9 protein-coding genes are annotated in these 15,259 nt (G+C 67.2%); 2 read left to right on the top strand and 7 right to left on the bottom strand.

Annotated features, from left to right (window positions below):
• Nucleotides 1-3 precede the first annotated feature (3 nt).
• From KF708C_RS36920 to KF708C_RS17040, 5 genes are all read right to left on the bottom strand, one after another.
• The gene (locus KF708C_RS36920; protein ID WP_082079634.1) at nucleotides 4-981 is read right to left on the bottom strand and encodes an RHS repeat-associated core domain-containing protein; all 978 of its coding nucleotides are present in this window, start codon (nucleotides 979-981) and stop codon (nucleotides 4-6) included.
• Nucleotides 982-1,133: 152 nt separating this feature from the next.
• Nucleotides 1,134-1,520 (bottom strand): Imm50 family immunity protein, encoded by a 387-nt coding sequence (locus tag KF708C_RS34660; RefSeq protein WP_082079618.1) that lies wholly within the window; start codon nucleotides 1,518-1,520, stop codon nucleotides 1,134-1,136.
• Nucleotides 1,521-1,528: 8 nt separating this feature from the next.
• Nucleotides 1,529-6,319 (bottom strand): RHS repeat-associated core domain-containing protein, encoded by a 4,791-nt coding sequence (locus KF708C_RS17050; RefSeq protein ID WP_082079617.1) that lies wholly within the window; start codon nucleotides 6,317-6,319, stop codon nucleotides 1,529-1,531.
• A gap of 60 nt (nucleotides 6,320-6,379) precedes the next feature.
• Complete coding sequence (locus KF708C_RS17045) at nucleotides 6,380-9,145, bottom strand: type VI secretion system Vgr family protein (RefSeq protein ID WP_082079616.1); 2,766 nt, start codon at nucleotides 9,143-9,145, stop codon at nucleotides 6,380-6,382.
• Between the two features lie 569 nt (nucleotides 9,146-9,714).
• On the bottom strand, nucleotides 9,715-10,992 hold the full coding sequence (locus tag KF708C_RS17040) for a tyrosine-type recombinase/integrase (protein ID WP_231586521.1): 1,278 nt from the start codon (nucleotides 10,990-10,992) through the stop codon (nucleotides 9,715-9,717).
• 165 nt (nucleotides 10,993-11,157) lie between these two features.
• On the opposite strand from KF708C_RS17040, the gene KF708C_RS17035 reads away from it, so the two are divergent.
• Nucleotides 11,158-12,225, top strand: a complete 1,068-nt coding sequence (locus KF708C_RS17035) for a DNA-binding protein (protein ID WP_059412717.1) — start codon at nucleotides 11,158-11,160, stop codon at nucleotides 12,223-12,225.
• 58 nt (nucleotides 12,226-12,283) lie between these two features.
• Here the strand turns inward: KF708C_RS17035 and KF708C_RS17030 are convergent, their stop codons facing one another.
• Nucleotides 12,284-13,294 (bottom strand): bifunctional helix-turn-helix transcriptional regulator/GNAT family N-acetyltransferase, encoded by a 1,011-nt coding sequence (locus KF708C_RS17030; RefSeq protein WP_059412716.1) that lies wholly within the window; start codon nucleotides 13,292-13,294, stop codon nucleotides 12,284-12,286.
• A gap of 184 nt (nucleotides 13,295-13,478) precedes the next feature.
• Nucleotides 13,479-14,315, bottom strand: coding sequence for an IclR family transcriptional regulator (locus tag KF708C_RS17025; protein ID WP_029044235.1), 837 nt, complete (start codon nucleotides 14,313-14,315; stop codon nucleotides 13,479-13,481).
• 160 nt (nucleotides 14,316-14,475) lie between these two features.
• On the opposite strand from KF708C_RS17025, the gene KF708C_RS17020 reads away from it, so the two are divergent.
• Nucleotides 14,476-15,252: an enoyl-CoA hydratase/isomerase family protein gene (locus tag KF708C_RS17020; RefSeq protein ID WP_197090378.1), complete on the top strand. Its 777-nt coding sequence runs from the start codon at nucleotides 14,476-14,478 to the stop codon at nucleotides 15,250-15,252.
• The last annotated feature ends 7 nt before the right edge of the window (nucleotides 15,253-15,259 follow it).

The raw sequence follows: 15,259 nt of genomic DNA, 5'->3' as shown, positions 1-15,259 counted from the left end.
CACCTACTTTCTTGCATTGGGATTGCGGACAGTCGGCGTCATGAGCGCCTCCGCTTGTTCCGCTGTTATTCCAGATAAGGTCGCATGATTTGGATTTTTCCTAGTTGGCGATGCAACCACATCGTCACCTGCCACCCTGACATTTCCGACCGTTGTAACACCGACCTTCCCATGCGGGATGCCATCAGTCAGTTCATCTAGTGACTTTCCCGTAGCACTGTTTACCGAAACTCCATCTAGTCTTCCGTCTGCACCAACCGTGACACCCGATCCCTGACGAAATTTCTCGGCAGTACAACTACCGCCTCTACATACAATCGCTTCATCGGGTAGGCAGTCAGGACAAGGGCATTTTTTCTTCTTCAACCCAAGCGGATCAATCCACTCAACCGGATTGGGCGCGTACTGATAGACATTGATCCCACCAGCCAGCCCAATCGGATCTTTCGAGATGAATCTACCCGTGCCCGGATCATAATACCGATGCCGGTTGTAATGCAGCCCCGTCTCCGCATCATGGTACTGCCCCGGGAAGCGGATGGCGTTGGTGGCTTCGGCCGGATCTGCCCCGTGGCGCGACGCCTTCAGCCCGCCCCACGCCTTGTACCGCCCCAGCCATACCACCTTGCCGGTCTCGTCCACCAGTTCCTGCGGCGTGCCGAGGTGGTCGGTCTGGTAAAACAGCGTCGCATGCCGGGTCTTCGCCGGCACCTGCATGAACTGCCCGTCCGTGCCCGTCATCAGAACCGCGGGCTCCACCAGCGTCTCGTCCAGCCGCGCCAGCGGTACGAAGCTGCCGGGTTCGTGCAGGTACAGCGACGCGCCTTGCCATTGCTGATCCGCTTCCAGCGTGTGGATGCGCTGCGCCACCGGCACGGAATACGCATCGTCGGGGTCTTCTCGTGCCAGGGCCACCCCGCGGAACGGGCAGGGCCGGTAGTCCCCCGGCTGTCGCGGGGGCTGGATGAAGCGTTCCTCCATCAGCAGCACGTCGTCATCTCAACTGTCGCCCCACCATTCGAGGCTCATGCCGCACCCAGTGCGGTCAGCGTAGTGGGCGATCAGGTGCGGTTGGTTCTTCAATTACCTCCGAGAAAACTGGATGAGGGGTCGCAAATTACACGGATCTTCACTCACCTTTGATTAAAATAAGCTGAAACTTTATCTACCCGAGCAGATATAGCCGTGAAACACCCTTCCGAGTCTCCTTGTATAATTATTTTTAATAATCCATCATCACCTATGGATGGTAGAATGTCGCATTTATTCCCCCTCCCAAATTTTCTCAAATCCACCGAAATAAGCGGGAAAAACGACAAATCGATCTGAATCGTATTGAGTTTTTTCCATTTTTCAGGAGGATTTTTAGGAAAATCAGCCAAATCAAATGTAAGAATAGCGATTGGACCATTCCAGTCTAATTTAATGTTATGAAGATTTACTTCGTCGAATTTCGGAAAAACACCATAAATTCGACAAAGGACTTCGCCGTTCTCTAGGAACGCAGCATTGGGATTCATGGCTTCCTTCACTCAAAGGGATAGTGTGCCTGTGTTCCATCTACTGAGCCAGTTCTTGTATTGGCAATTGGCCGTACATTGAAATGTGCCGCTTGATCGCCAATACCCCCTTCCCCAAAACTATGACCTGCCCCATGATCTTGTATCACCACAACACTACCGTCTGACCGAGTAAATTTGTACTCTCGAGTAACGACGCGTTTGTTTCCATGCATCACTGGGCAACCGTTGTTAGTCATCGGAACTCGATTAATCGAGTCCGGTTGCTGAGACATTGGAATTCTCGCATCGCGTTTCGCTTTCCTGAAAGCACAATTTCGCCCAGTTAGCCCTAACGGATCGACCCACTCAACCGGATTCGACGCATACTGATAGACATTGATCCCACCAGCCAGCCCAATCGGATCCTTCGAGATGAATCTACCCGTGCCCGGATCATAATACCGATGCCGGTTGTAATGCAGCCCCGTCTCCGCATCATGGTACTGCCCCGGGAAGCGGATGGCGTTGGTGGCTTCGGCCGGATCTGCCCCGTGGCGCGACGCCTTCAGCCCGCCCCACGCCTTGTACCGCCCCAGCCATACCACCTTGCCGGTCTCGTCCACCAGTTCCTGCGGCGTGCCGAGGTGGTCAGTCTGGTAAAACAGCGTCGCATGCCGGGTCTTGGCCGGCACCTGCATGAACTGCCCGTCCGTGCCCGTCATCAGAACCGCGGGCTCCACCAGCGTCTCGTCCAGCCGCGCCAGCGGTACGAAGCTGCCGGGTTCGTGCAGGTACAGCGACGCGCCTTGCCATTGCTGATCCGCTTCCAGCGTGTGGATGCGCTGCGCCACCGGCACGGAATACGCATCGTCGGGGTCTTCTCGTACCAGGGCCACCCCGCGGAACGGGCAGGGCCGGTAGTCCCCCGGCTGTCGCGGGGGCTGGATGAAGCGTTCCTCCATCAGCAGCACGTCGCCATCCCAGCTGAACAGCGTGCGCTCGACGGTGCCATCCGGATGGGTGACGGTCTTTTGCGTGCGCCGCCCAAACGCGTCATAGGCAAAGCGCACCTGCAGCGCCGGGGGCGCCGAGTCGTCCGCCCATTGCCGCTCGTTGGCCGCTGCCTCCCCGGCACGGCGGCTCGCCTGCGTGAGCCGGTTGGCCGCGTCGTACTCGTATTGCCATGTCGTGCCGTCGGGCGCGATGCGGCGCACGAGATTGCCATACGTGTCGTGCTCATAGCGCGTATGCGTGAGTTCCGCGAGCACGTTGCCCACGCAGCGCGGCAACGCGCGCTGCCAGGCGTCCAGCTTTTGACGGTCTTCGGCCCCGCGCTGGTCAAAGCGCAGCGGCGGGTATGTCTCGCCCGGATGGGCACGCAGCCAGGCGGCGTCCTCGGCGGCCTCGCGGGCATGCCGCGCGGCCTTGTCTGCGTCGCGCTCCACCGCCGGGCGCGGCGCCATCTTGTCCGGGTCCACCGGGTTGCCCGCCGGATCGAACGCAAATGCCTCGGTCAGGTCCGGCGACACTGCCTTGAGCAGGCGTCCGACCGGATCGTAGGCATACTCGGTCGCGCCGCGCGCTCGGTCCTCGATGCGCGTCAGGTGCCCGGCCGGGCTGTACTGGAACTGCCGCTGGGCAATCCAGGCCCCGGGCGCCTCGGCCGCGCCCTGGCGCACCGCCTGTTGCGCGAGCCGCCCGCCGGCGTCGTAGGCGCGCGTCTGGCGCCAGCCGCGGTGCTGGCGCGACACCTCCCGGTGCAGCTTGTCGCGCTCCACATCCAGCAACGGCCGGCTGTCCAGCAATACGCCATGCACATGGCCCGAGCCATAGCGCTGCCATCCCACCGTGCGCGTGTTCGGCAGCGTGGTCTTGGTGCGATGGCCCAGCGCATCATATTCGTGGCGGCTGACCGTCACGTACTCGCCGTTGTCGGTGCCGATGCGCTGCAACTCGGCCACCATGTCACCGGCCTCGTCGTAGTGCAACTGCACCCTGCTGTACCCGGTGCTGGCCGTCGCCAGCCGTCCATGCGCGTCGTAGTAGAAACGCTCCTCGACCGGCAGGCGCGCCCCGGCAGATACCGTGCGGGATGTCAGCCGGCCCAGCGGATCACGCCCATACTCGGTGCGCGATCCGTCTTCGGCACGGCTTGTGAGGTGCCCCGCAGCGTCGTAGCCGTAGTGCACCGTGCGGTCATCGAAGCCGGTCTGCTCGACCAATTGCCCCACCACGTCGTAGGTGAAGCGCGTGTACTCGCCGTTCTCGTTGCGCAGCCGTGCCAGCCGCCATTGCGAGTCATAGAGGTACCAGAGTTCGCGCCCCGCCGCGTCGCGGCGCCAGGTCGGCTGGTAGCGGGCGTTGTAGCTGTACGTGGTCGCCTGGCCCGCGCCGTCGGTGTAGGTGACCAGGTTGCCCTCGCCGTCGTAGGCAAAGCGCGCCTCGGTCCCGTCCGGATCGCGGCGTGCCAGCAACTGGCCGCGCGCGTCGTGCCGGTAGGCGGTAACCTGGCCCTCGGCGTCGGTGCGCTGCATCAGATGGCCGTTGGCGTCATAGGCATACCGGGTCTCGAAGCCCGAACAGTCGCGCGCACAGATCAGCCGCCCGCCATGGTCGTAGCCGAACTCCCGCACTCCGCCCTTGGGGTCGGTCATGGCGAGCAGTTGTCCGGCGTTGCTCCAGGCATACTCGGTCGTGCGCCCGGTCGGGTCGGTGACCGACACCGGCCGGCCCAACTCGTCATAGGCCGTCTCGGTCGCCTCGCCGGTGGGCGCCGTGACCTTGACCGGCAATCCGGCCGCGTCGTACTCGGTGCGCGTGGTGTTGCCCAGCGCATCGGTGACGGCGGTCACGCGCCCCTGCGCGTCATAGGCGAAGCGCTCGGTCTGGCCCTCCGCATTGGTCATGCCCACCAGGTTGTTGCGATCGTCCCACTCGAAGCGCTCGCTGCTGCCGTCCGGATGCTCGACCAGCACGATCCGGTTGTGATAATCGTAGCGGTGATAGGTCTGCTGGCCCTCGGCATCGGTAACCCGGGTGTACCAGTGCTCGCGGTGGTATTCGAAGCGCGTGTCGTCGCGGATGTCGCGCTCGTCCTGGCCGACCCAGGTGCGCACGCATTTCGCATCGGCCGGCGCCGGCAGGCCCTGCGCGCTGCCCGGCCACGCCCACTCCAGATGGTGCCCGTTGCCGTTGAAGTCGGTGTAGCGCACCAGCAGGTGCTGCTCGTAGGCAAAGGTACGCGCATGACCCAGTACGTCCTCGTGGCGCAGCAGATCGCCGGTCGGGCCATAGGCATAGCGCGCCAGCGTCTGTGTGGCATTGCCGGCGCCATCCAGGCGGTGGATCGCCGAAACGCGGCCGTCTGCGTAGTCCAGTCGGACCGCATTGTCGGCGCCATCGTTCATCCCGGTGAGCCGTCCGCGCTCGTCATAGGTCATCGCCAGCCCCAGGCCGTCGCGCCCGCGGCGCGACGCCAGGCGATAGCGCGTCCCGTGCAGCCGGTAGGCTTCCACCGACCCGTCGGGATAGGCGAGCCGCAACTGGCGGGCATCCGGCCGATGCAGGGTCAACCGCTCGGCGGGCACCTCGATGGTTTCCCCGACGGCGAGCGCCGGCAGCGGCACCGGACGGCTGTCGGGGTCGAAGAACAGGAACGACCCGTCGTCCCGCGGTGCCAGCGACAGGTGATAGGGACTGCTCCAGCGCGCGCCGAGCGGGCTGTCGTCATAGGCGGCGAGGCTGGAGCGGTAGCGCCGGGTCCAGGCAATCGGCACCACGCCATCGAGCACGAAGTCGGTCTGCTCCAGGTTCTCGTCGCCCATGGCGTAGTTGACCGGCTTGGCGGTGGCCGTCGCCGGGCAGCCGCAGCCGTTCCTGGCCGGGACAGGGCTCGGCGAGGCGCCCTTTTGCGTGGTGTGGCGGACCTGGCCGGCTTTGACGTGTGGTTTGTCCATCGTGCCGGGCACGGCCTGCGCCGTGTGGGACGGAAGCTTGCGGGCACGCCGCGTCTTGATTTCGGCGGCCACCCGCGCCGCCATGAACAGCAGCGTGCCTGCCTTGCCCGCATCGCCCAAGGCCGCATGGATCATTGGCCCGGTGTCGCGCTCGAATGCATCGAGCCATGCCAGGATGGCCGCACGCTGGCCGGACAGCTTGAGCAACTGATCAATGCCGTACAGCGCAATCTCCTCCGTGGACGGTACCCATGATAGGAAGCCCGTGTTTTTCTTGACCGCGCCCATCTGCTCGGCCGCCGACACCGGGTTCTGCACAAATCGGCGGATCGTGCGCGTCGCTTTGCGCACGCCGTCGATGATGTCCTGCTTCCAGCTATCGAGGTGCCGGTCGAACTCGGCCATGAAGGCGATCACGTCGCCGCCGGCGGTGGCCCAAAACAGATCGACCAGCACTGCCGCCGCCGCGCCCTTGGCGAACGCGAGCAGCACCTCCTTGGCCACGGCGCGGGCAGGGCGGCTGGCGTTGCCGGCGGCTGGCACCACCCCGACGGCGTCGATCACCAGGATGCCCCATTGGAACGGGTCCTTCGCCGCGCCCGGCTGGCTGCAAATCCGGTAGATATCGGCACCCACGTCCCACAACGACATGGCATTGCCGACCACGGGCACCATGTACAGGCACTGGATGAAGATTTCCTGGCTGTGGTTGGTGACGGATTCGACGGGCGCGTGCACCAGCTTGGGTGTCGTGGCCGGGGCCGGCACCGGACTCAGAATCACGCGCCGTGCGTGGGCGTTGGCCTGAATGGCTTGGGGCGTCTGGCGAACCGGGGGGTGCGGGGCTTCGGGGCCGGGCATGTCGGGCTTGTTGGGAGAAGGGAAGGCGTGGGAATTGGCGGCGACTCAGATCGCCACCGGCTACGTCAGGTTTCGCGCGAGCTCCGGGGTGGCATTTCCCGGAGCGGGCGCAACCGCCGGTGGTGCGGCGATCCCGGTCGGCTTGGGAAGCACCGCCGTGGCGGCGGCCACGCCGCCCTGGCCGGCAGCAGTGACCACCGCCATGGCCGCTCCGGCAACGGCACGGACCCCGTTCGGAGTCGCGGCCATCACTGGCCCGACCAGGCTTGGCAGAGGGTTCTCGCCGCCTGCCGTGGCGCCCGCCAGCACCTGGCCCTTGGGCTCGGCCCACTTCCTGGCCTTGTCCTGCAGATCGTGCGCTTCCTCGAAGTACTCGACCGAGCCGCCGCCGCGTGGCGCGTTGGCGAGCGTCCCGCGCCCGGTGGCATCGAGCGTGCCAAAGCGGGTACTGCCATCGGCAAAGGTCACCTTGTAGGGTGCATGGCGGACCGGTTCGCCATTGGGATACGCGTGCCAGAGCTGCATGCCGGTCTGCTGCTGCGTGGGCAGCAACGGCAAGGCTTGGTGCTGGGTGCCGGACGGTCCGATGCGGATCGGGCCGCGGCACAGGATGTCGCCAGCGCTGCCGATCTCGACCTGGCCGCCCGCCAGCCTGATATAGGCGCCACCGCACATCAGCGTGAGCGCCTTGTCCGCGACAAGGGTAACCGCATCGCTGGTGCTTGCAATCGTGACATCCTTGAGCGCGGTGAGGCGCATGGCATCGCCCTGCGCCTGCAGCTCAAGTTGGCCGGCGCCCGCATAGAGCTTCATGCCCAGGGTGTTGGCATAAAGCGAGACGGCACCGCCGGCGGCGACGGTGTGATTGCCGCCAACCGCAGCATCGGCGTTGCCGCCTGCGGTGGTGAAGAGGTGGCCGCCGGCCGACAACTGCAGATGCTCGCCGCTGGTCAGCGCCACGCCGTGCGGTGCGCTGGCCAGCAGCACCGCTTGCCGCAAGTCCTTGAGTTGCGTCTCCAGCAGCGTCTTCTGCTCCTCGCACGCGGCGACAACCGCCTTGGCGTCGCGCACCGCGTCAGACAGGCTCTGCATGCGTGCCTGGGCCGCGCGTAGCTGTTCCAGGGCGGCCTCCATGCCGAGCACCGGGCCGCCGGCGCGGGCCTGCATATCCGCACTCAGGAACAGCCCCTTCCCGCCGCGCAGGGCTCCCCACCCGTCAGTGCGCAACTCGAACCCTTCGCCGCGCTTTTCGCGTTGGCCATTGACGATGTGCCCGAGCGTCAGTTGGCTCTTGCCAGAATGCTCGGTGGACAGCTTGACGTGCTCCTGCCCTTCCCAGTCCTCAAAACGCAGCTTGTTGTTGCTCTGCGTGCGGATCACGTTGCGCGACAGCCAGCGATCCTGATTGGTAATCAGGTCCGCGTGCTGGCTGTTGTGCTGCACGCTGGCAATGTATGGCTTGTTCGGATTGCCGTCGCGAAAGGCCACGTCCACATAGGTGCCGTCGAGCAGCGGGAAGTGGAAGCCCGTTTGCTGGGCACCGGCGAACGGCTTGGCAAAACGCAGGGGCACGCTTTCACCGCCCTTGGGCCATCCGTCGAAGTCGAAATCGAAGCGGACAACGTAGTGGCCGTCTCGGGTCAGGTAGGCGTACTTGTACTGACCCGGCGAGGTGATGCGCGCGCTCAGGGTGCCGGGGATGCGCGGCCAGTTGGCCTCGTCCAGTGGCAGGCGGAAGCGCCGGTCCGAGGGGATGGCCCGGTAGCTGTTGCGGTAGGCCGCATCGCGCGCGCCGCTGTGGATGACCTCGGTGATCACCTGGCCGTTGGGCGCATCGGGCAGCACGTAGTCCATGCGCAGGATGCGCGCCGGACATAGCGCCAGCACATTGCTCTCGCCCGCGTAGACCAGTTGCGAGGCCAGCGCCGCCTCGTGGCGTAGTTGCGCCTCCCACTTGCCGTCTTCGAAGTCCAGGTGATGCGTGCCGTAGACATAGGACTGGCCGTAGGTGGTCTTCTCGTTGCGCGCGACATTGGCCTCGCCGGTCGGGCGCTCCCATGCCTTGTCCGGGTTGAAGTCCGCAACCCGGAATGATCCGGGGATACTCCTGGCGGAGGTCTTGAGCGAGAATACCGTTTCCCGCCCGGACTCCAGCCCGGCCGTCTCGCGATAGGGCACACGCAGTTCCGGCTGATAGAGATAGTGATCGATGTCGTCGCCGAACACGATCATCTCGCCGAACTTGCCGGCGGTGAAGTAGCAATACAGGCCTTCCTGTGCTATCAGCAGCCGGATATAGTCCCAATCCGACATCCGGTATTGCATGCGGAAAGCGTGCGTCGGGTATTTGCGGCGAGTCTTGAAGACGAACTGGTGACCCTTGAGGTCGTGCCGGCGCAGGATTGCCTCGATGATCTGCGGCGCGGTCTGCTGCTGGTAGATGCGACTGGCTTGAGTGAGCCGCAACCGCGCGACCAGTGGCTCGACCACGATCTCGTAGCCGCTAAAATCGCGGGTCTGGCGGGTCTGGCTGAAGCGGGTAATACAGCCGGCGAACTTGCGCGGCTCGCTGCCATCAGCAGGAGCGATCAGGAAGGCAGCTTCGCGATTCAGGTACTCGGCACGGTCGAGCACGAGCGGATGCGTGAGCTGAATGGTGACGGTGTAGGGCTCGCCCAGTCGTTCCACCGCTTCGAAGGACACCACGGACAGATCGGCGGCGCCGGCCGCGCCGGGTACTTCGAGGAAATAAGTCTGCCGCCCGGTGGTCAGCACGTCGAGCGCTCGCTCTCCGGCTGCCTTGAGTTCGCCAAAACCTTCCGCCATTCTTGCTCACTCCGTTCTCGCCATGCCGATACGCCTAATGCGTCGTGCCAGATTGGGCATTCGGGGTCGCAGACAGCCGATGACGGACTGTCTTGCGGGGTCATCACTGCGCCCGCATCAATGCGTATGGAATGGTATGAAAGGAGAGTCCGGCTGGGTATCAGACGCTTCTCAATAAGCGCTCGTATTTTCTGAAATCAAAATCATATGGATCTGATTTCAACAGGAGGATTCTTGTTGACTGGTGCGAGCTGCAAGCGAACGATTGCTGGCGCGCGGGGGATTTCGCAACGCCATGGCGTATTCCTGCAATGCGTGGGACTCAGCTACGTCGCGCAGTTCGCGAATCGCCTTGCCGCGTAGCCAAGCCGGCCAGCATCGGTCAAGTCGTGGAATCGACCTGGCCGACTATGAGAGACAATTCGGGGCCGGGAGGGAGGGCATTCGCGGTCAGCGTTACAAGTCGGGAGGTCGGCTAGATGCCAGCCACCGATCTGCACATGACCGGGTCGTTCGCAGAATGCGACGGCTGTTGGGCTCGCCTCGAGCAGGCAGCCGCTATGCCAGCGCTAGGCGCTAGTAGAGCGTGATGTATGAAGAAACCCGGAGTCCATAGCGTCGTCATGTTGCAGGTCCAATGAAACCGCCCATCCGATCCGGTGGGCTGCTTGTGTGGCCTGATGCCGCGCGTCGTCCTCGCTGTGCAGGTAGCCGCTGGTGGTGGCGATCGAGGCGTGGCCGAGGTTGTCGCGCACGAAGCGCAGGTCGACCTGGCTGTCGGTCATGTGCGAGCCGGCGGTGTGGCGCAGCCAGTGCGCCGAGGCGCTGGCCAGCAGCTCGGCGCGGCTTTCCCATTGCGGGCCGCGCGCGCGCAGGCGCTCCGCCGCCAGCACGAACACCTCCTTGAGCACCAGGTGCAGCGCGCCGCGCGACAGCGGCCTGGGCGCGCGCGCCTGCCCGATCACGGGCAGCACCAGCGGCCGATCTTCGCCCGGCAGCGGCGCCGGCGGCAGGCCGTGGGCGCGCCGGTAGCGCGCCAGTTCCGCCATCAGCTCGTCGCTGGCCGGCACCAGCCGCGTCTTGCTGCCCTTGCCGGTCACTTCCAGCCACCAGCGTTCCACGCCGCTAGCGTCGCGCCGGCTGAAGAACGCGCCCATGCCGGCGCCGGCCACTTCCGCCGCGCGCAGCCCGCCCAGGTACAGCACCGTCAGCAGCCAGCGGCAGCGGGCCGCGTGCAGCCGTTCGCGCTCGCTTTGCCGCGGCATGTCCTCGATGGTGTCCTTCACCGCCTGCCACAGCTCGTGGCTCAGGTAGCGCGTGATGCGGGGCTGCGCATGGCCGCGGCGCCGGCGCGCCAGCGAGAGCGGGTTGCCGGCCAGGTAGCCGGCCTCGACCAGCCACGCGAACAGCGCATTGATGATGACCAGCGCGTGCCGCACGCTGGCCGGCGAGAGCGGCCCGGCGAAGGGCCGCCATGCGGGCGCGCCGCGCGCCAGCTTCTTGCGCGAGGCCATGACCCAGCGCGCGGCCGGCTGCGGATCGGCCAGGAAGCGCTCGTACAGCAGCAGGTCCTCGTGCGTCAGCGACGACAGCGGCTTGCCATGCTGCATCACCGCCCACAGCAGCAGGCGCTCGGCCTCGCGCCGGTAGCTCTGCAAGGTCGCCGGGGTGCCGGCATAACGCGCCAGCCACGCGGCGACGGCGGCCACGTCGTCGCGCGCGGCGATCTGCGGGGTGCCGCCGCGGGCGCGGTTGCTTCCTTCGGCGCCCGAGAGGTCGGCGGGCAGCCGCAGCTGTTCCAGCGGCATGGCCGGCAGCGCGGCGAGGGGCGGGGCAGGGACTGGCATGCGTGGGGAGCGATCCAACGGGCGATCCAAATGACGATCCAAAAGCGGTTTGGCCAGCGATTATAGACAGAAGCGTAATTATGTCTAAAGTTATCTTATGGAATCATGAAATATTACGCATTACGTAGTAATATTTATGGATTCAGTATCTACACCACCGCCGCCATGCCAATCCAGCCCGCATCGACCGAATCGCCCGAAACCGCCGACGCCAGCCTGCAGGCCGACGTGGCCGCGCTGCGCGAGCGTTTCCCCGAAACCCGCGCGCTGTACCGCGAGGTCTGTGGCCTGCTGTTCTTCCGCTACGGCATCACGCCGACCGCCAACAAGCTTTATGGACTGGTGCGCAAGGGCAGCATGGGCACGCCGCTGGAGGTGCTGGGCCAGTTCTGGCAGGACCTGCGCGAGCAGGCGCGCGTGCGGATCGAGCATCCCGGCCTGCCCGATGCCATCAAGCAGGTCGCGGCGGATGCCGTGCAGCAGATCTGGCAGGCCGCCAGCGAGTCCGCCGCCGGCGAGCTGGCGGCGCTGCGCGACGAGGCAGGGCGCCAGGCCAGCGAAGCGCAGGCGCAGCGCGACCAGGCGCGCGCCGCGGCGGCGGCCGCCGAGCGCGAGACCGCCGCGGTCGCGGGCGAACTGGAGGCGGCCCGCCAGGCGCTGGCCGCGCTGCGGACGGAACTGGATGCCGAGCGCCAGGCCCATGCCGCCACCCGGGCGCGGCTGGAGGAGGGCAGGAACCAGGCGCAGGCGCAGGAACGGCAGCTGGGCGAGTTGCGCGCGCAGTTCTCGGCGGAACTCGAGCGCGCGCGCGAGCAGGCCGCCGTGGCCCAGGAGCGGGCCGGCGCCACCGAGCGGCGCGCGCTGCGCGAGATCGACCAGGAGCGCACGCTGCGCCAGAAGGGCGAACAGGCGGCGGCGGGCCTGCGCGCCGAGCTGTCAGCCGCGCAGGCCAGGGCGCAGGAAGCGGCGGTGGCCGGCAGCGCGGAGCGCGCGCGACTGCAGGCCGAAGGCGAGGCGCTGCGCCAGCGGCTGGCATCGGCGGAGCGGGAACTGGCCGGGAGGGCGCAAGCGCTGGACGCGCTGCGCGCCGAACTCGAAGCCGCCGCGCGCCGCGCCGGGCACGCCGAGGCGCAGGCCGCCGCCCTGCGGCGCAGCGAGACCGGCCGGCGCAAGGTGCCGGTGGCGCGGACCAGGTTCGCGCCCGGCAAGCTGTCGCCGAAGACCGGCGCATGAAGCATGGCCGGGCTTCGGCGCCCCGGCTGGCCGGAATGGCCGCCGCGCGCGGGCAGGGTCAGCGCGGCGCTTCCCCGGCTTCCCCGGCGTCGCCAGTCTCGTCCGCGCGCCGGCTGAAGCGCTGCTCCACCACCACGGTGCCCCACTGCGCGCCTTCCGCCTCGCCGGTCAGCCGGAAGCCGAACGATTCATACAGATGGCGCGCCGCGTCCAGGCCCTTGAAGGTCCAGAGATAGGTCTCGCCGAAGCGCGCGTCGACGAATGCCACGGCCTTGGCCAGCAAGCGCCGCCCGAGGCCCGTGCCGCGCAGCGAGGCGTCGACGATGAACCAGCGCAGATGGGCAACGCCGCCGGCCGGGTCCCCGTCGATGGCGAGCGAAGCCAGCGTCCTGCCGTTTTCCACGTAGAGCCAGAGCGCCTTGCCGGGGGCGGGCAAGGACGCCGCGAAGGCAGCCAGCTCGGTCGCCACCTTCCGCTCGAAATACACGCCGAAGCCCGACGATGCCGCGTAGTAGCGCGCGTGCAGGCTGGCCACGTCGCCGATGCATCCGGGCTGGTAGCCTTCGACGATCCGCCCGTCGCCATCGCTGCCCGCGTGTGCCGTCCTGGTGGCGTTGTCCTGCGCCAGCGCATCGGCGTACAGCGAGAGCGACCGCACCAGCGTCTGCTGGTCGGCCGGCATCAGCTTGCGCAGCGCGCCGGAGACCTGGTCGGTGGCGAAGCGGTCGATCTTGCGGCGCAGCTTCTGGCCGGCCTCGGTCAGGTAGAGCCGGGCCGAGCGCCCGTCGTCGCTCGCGGCCTCGCGCCGCAGCAGGCCGGCGGCCTCCAGCTTGGCGAGCTGCCGGCTGGTATTGGACTTGTCCAGGCGCAGCAGCAGGGCGAGATCGCGTGCCGGGAGGCCCGGCGCGAGGCCGATTTCGATGATGGCGTGCACGGCCGACGGCGAGAGCTCGCTGTCGGCCAGGGTGTTGCGCATGAAACCAAGCTCGCGCACCAGCTTGCGGGAGAACTCGCGCAGTTCCAGGATGGTGCGGTCGCGGGTCTGGGCGGGGAGGTCGACGAAGTCCATGGGAGCGGGATTGAGGTGGCGCGGTGGGCCGGGATACCGGGCTGACGGGCTGGCGGGCTGGCGATCCGGCAATCGCAAGGTTGCGATTCGCAACCAATATACTTGCGATCCGCAACTTGTTCAAGGCGGGCCGGCGCCCGTTTCGAGAACACTGACTTGCGCCGACGGAGTGGCCGCGCCGGGCTCAGGCGTGCCCGTGCTTGTCGCAGGCCGCGCGAATCTCCGCGATCAGGCCGAGCAGCAGCGGCGCGTAGCGCTCCACGTCGCGCCGCTTCTCGCTGGCCTTGTGCGGGAAGCTGATGTTGAGCCCGTACCACTGGTGGTCCGGGCCCTGGAACGCCGCGCCCACGGCGGTCAGGTGGCCGGGCTGGTAGTTGGCCGTGCAGTAGCCCAGGGCCTGCGCCTGCGCGATGCCGCGGGCCACCTCCTTTTGCAGCACCGGACATGGCTCGCCGGCCTTCTCCGTAATTTCTTCCACGAGGTCCGCGCGCACCGCGGCGGGCAGCGCGGCGAGGTAGGCCAGGCCGATCGCGGTGGCTTCCATCGGCACGCGCGTGCCGGGCACCACGCGCCGCGTGCGCGACACGCTGTCGCCGCTGTGGCGCACCGAGGCCAGGTAGACCATCGCGGTCTGGTCGGCCACCGCCAGGCCCACGTTGACCTTCTTGTCCTCGGCGATCCTGCGCATCAGCGGCAGCGCGACCTCCGGCACCACGCTGGCGTGGCGGAAGGCGTCGGCCAGGCTCAGCATCACCGCCGCCAGCCGGTAGGCGCGCTCGGTGGTGTCGTAGCGCAGGAAACCCGCATCGACCAGCGAGCGCGTGAGGCGGCTCACGGTGGGCCGCGGCAGGCCGGTGCGCGCGGCCAGCTCGGCATTGGTCAGGCTGGACGAGCCGACGCGGAACGCGCGCAGCAGCATCAGCCCGCGCTCGAGCGACTGGCTGCCGCCGGTCTGGCGCGTGAAGCGGCCGGTGCTGTGGGTGATCTGGCGCGTGGAGACTGGTGGCGAGGGCGTTGGCATGCGGCCGGCGGCGATGTTGATGGGCCACCCATGATTTCGGTATCCGAAATTGTAGCGTAGCGCCGCGCGGGGCATCGGCGAATACTCTCGGCCAGCGATGCGGCGCCGGCATGTGGTGGCGCCGCGCTTCCTTCCTCACCGTTTACCCGGAGCCCACGCCATGACCCTGGCATCCCCGCCGGAGATCCGCCTGTCGCGCGACCAGCATGTCGCGCAGATCGAGATCTCGCGCCCGCCCCACAATTTCGTCGACGCCGGCCTGATGGGCCAACTGGCCGAAACCCTGCTGCGGCTCGACGACGACGACACCTGCCGCGCGGTGGTGCTGTCGTCCGGCGTGGGCGCCTTCTGCGCCGGCGCGGATTTCAGCGGCGCGGAGCAGGGCGCCGTGTCGCGCGACCCGTCGGCGTTCTACGCCCAGGCCATGAAGCTGTACCGCAGCCGCAAGCCGATCGTGGCCGCGGTGGCGGGCGCGGCCATCGGCGCCGGCATGGGCCTGGCGCTGGTGGCGGACTTCCGCGTGACCTGCCGCGAGGCGCGCTTCAGCGCCAGCTTCAACCGGCTGGGCTTTCATCCGGGCTTCGGCATGAGCGTGACGCTGCCGCGCCTGGTCGGCGAGCAGCAGGCCGCGCTGCTGTTCTACACCGGCCGGCGCATCGGCGGCGAGGAAGCGGTGCGCATCGGGCTGGCCGACGAGCTGGTCGCGCAGGACGAAGTGCTGGCGCGCGCGCTGGTGTTGGCGCACGAGATCGCGGCATCGGCGCCGCTGGCGGTGGAAAGCACGCGCGAGACGCTGCGCCTGGGGCTGGCCGAGCGCGTGACCGAGGCCAACCAGCGCGAACTGGCCATCCAGCGCGGGCAGTTCGCCACCGCCGATTTCCGCGAAGGCGTGGCGGCGATGGCCGAGCGCCGCGCGCCCGTGTTCCGGCGCTGCTGAGGGAGGC

It is taken from the genome of Cupriavidus basilensis (genome assembly GCF_000876015.1).
Taxonomy (GTDB): domain Bacteria; phylum Pseudomonadota; class Gammaproteobacteria; order Burkholderiales; family Burkholderiaceae; genus Cupriavidus; species Cupriavidus basilensis_B.
This window is presented reverse-complemented; position numbering and strand designations above follow the sequence as displayed.

Bases quoted from the DNA above. Each gene is read 5' to 3' on its own strand.
- KF708C_RS36920 (WP_082079634.1), bottom strand. From the start codon at position 981: ATGGAGGAACGCTTCATCCAGCCCCCGCGACAGCCGGGGGACTACCGG.
- KF708C_RS34660 (WP_082079618.1), bottom strand. From the start codon at position 1,520: ATGAATCCCAATGCTGCGTTCCTAGAGAACGGCGAAGTCCTTTGTCGA.
- KF708C_RS17050 (WP_082079617.1), bottom strand. From the start codon at position 6,319: ATGCCCGGCCCCGAAGCCCCGCACCCCCCGGTTCGCCAGACGCCCCAA.
- KF708C_RS17045 (WP_082079616.1), bottom strand. From the start codon at position 9,145: ATGGCGGAAGGTTTTGGCGAACTCAAGGCAGCCGGAGAGCGAGCGCTC.
- KF708C_RS17040 (WP_231586521.1), bottom strand. From the start codon at position 10,992: ATGCCAGTCCCTGCCCCGCCCCTCGCCGCGCTGCCGGCCATGCCGCTG.
- KF708C_RS17035 (WP_059412717.1), top strand. From the start codon at position 11,158: ATGCCAATCCAGCCCGCATCGACCGAATCGCCCGAAACCGCCGACGCC.
- KF708C_RS17030 (WP_059412716.1), bottom strand. From the start codon at position 13,294: ATGGACTTCGTCGACCTCCCCGCCCAGACCCGCGACCGCACCATCCTG.
- KF708C_RS17025 (WP_029044235.1), bottom strand. From the start codon at position 14,315: ATGCCAACGCCCTCGCCACCAGTCTCCACGCGCCAGATCACCCACAGC.
- KF708C_RS17020 (WP_197090378.1), top strand. From the start codon at position 14,476: ATGACCCTGGCATCCCCGCCGGAGATCCGCCTGTCGCGCGACCAGCAT.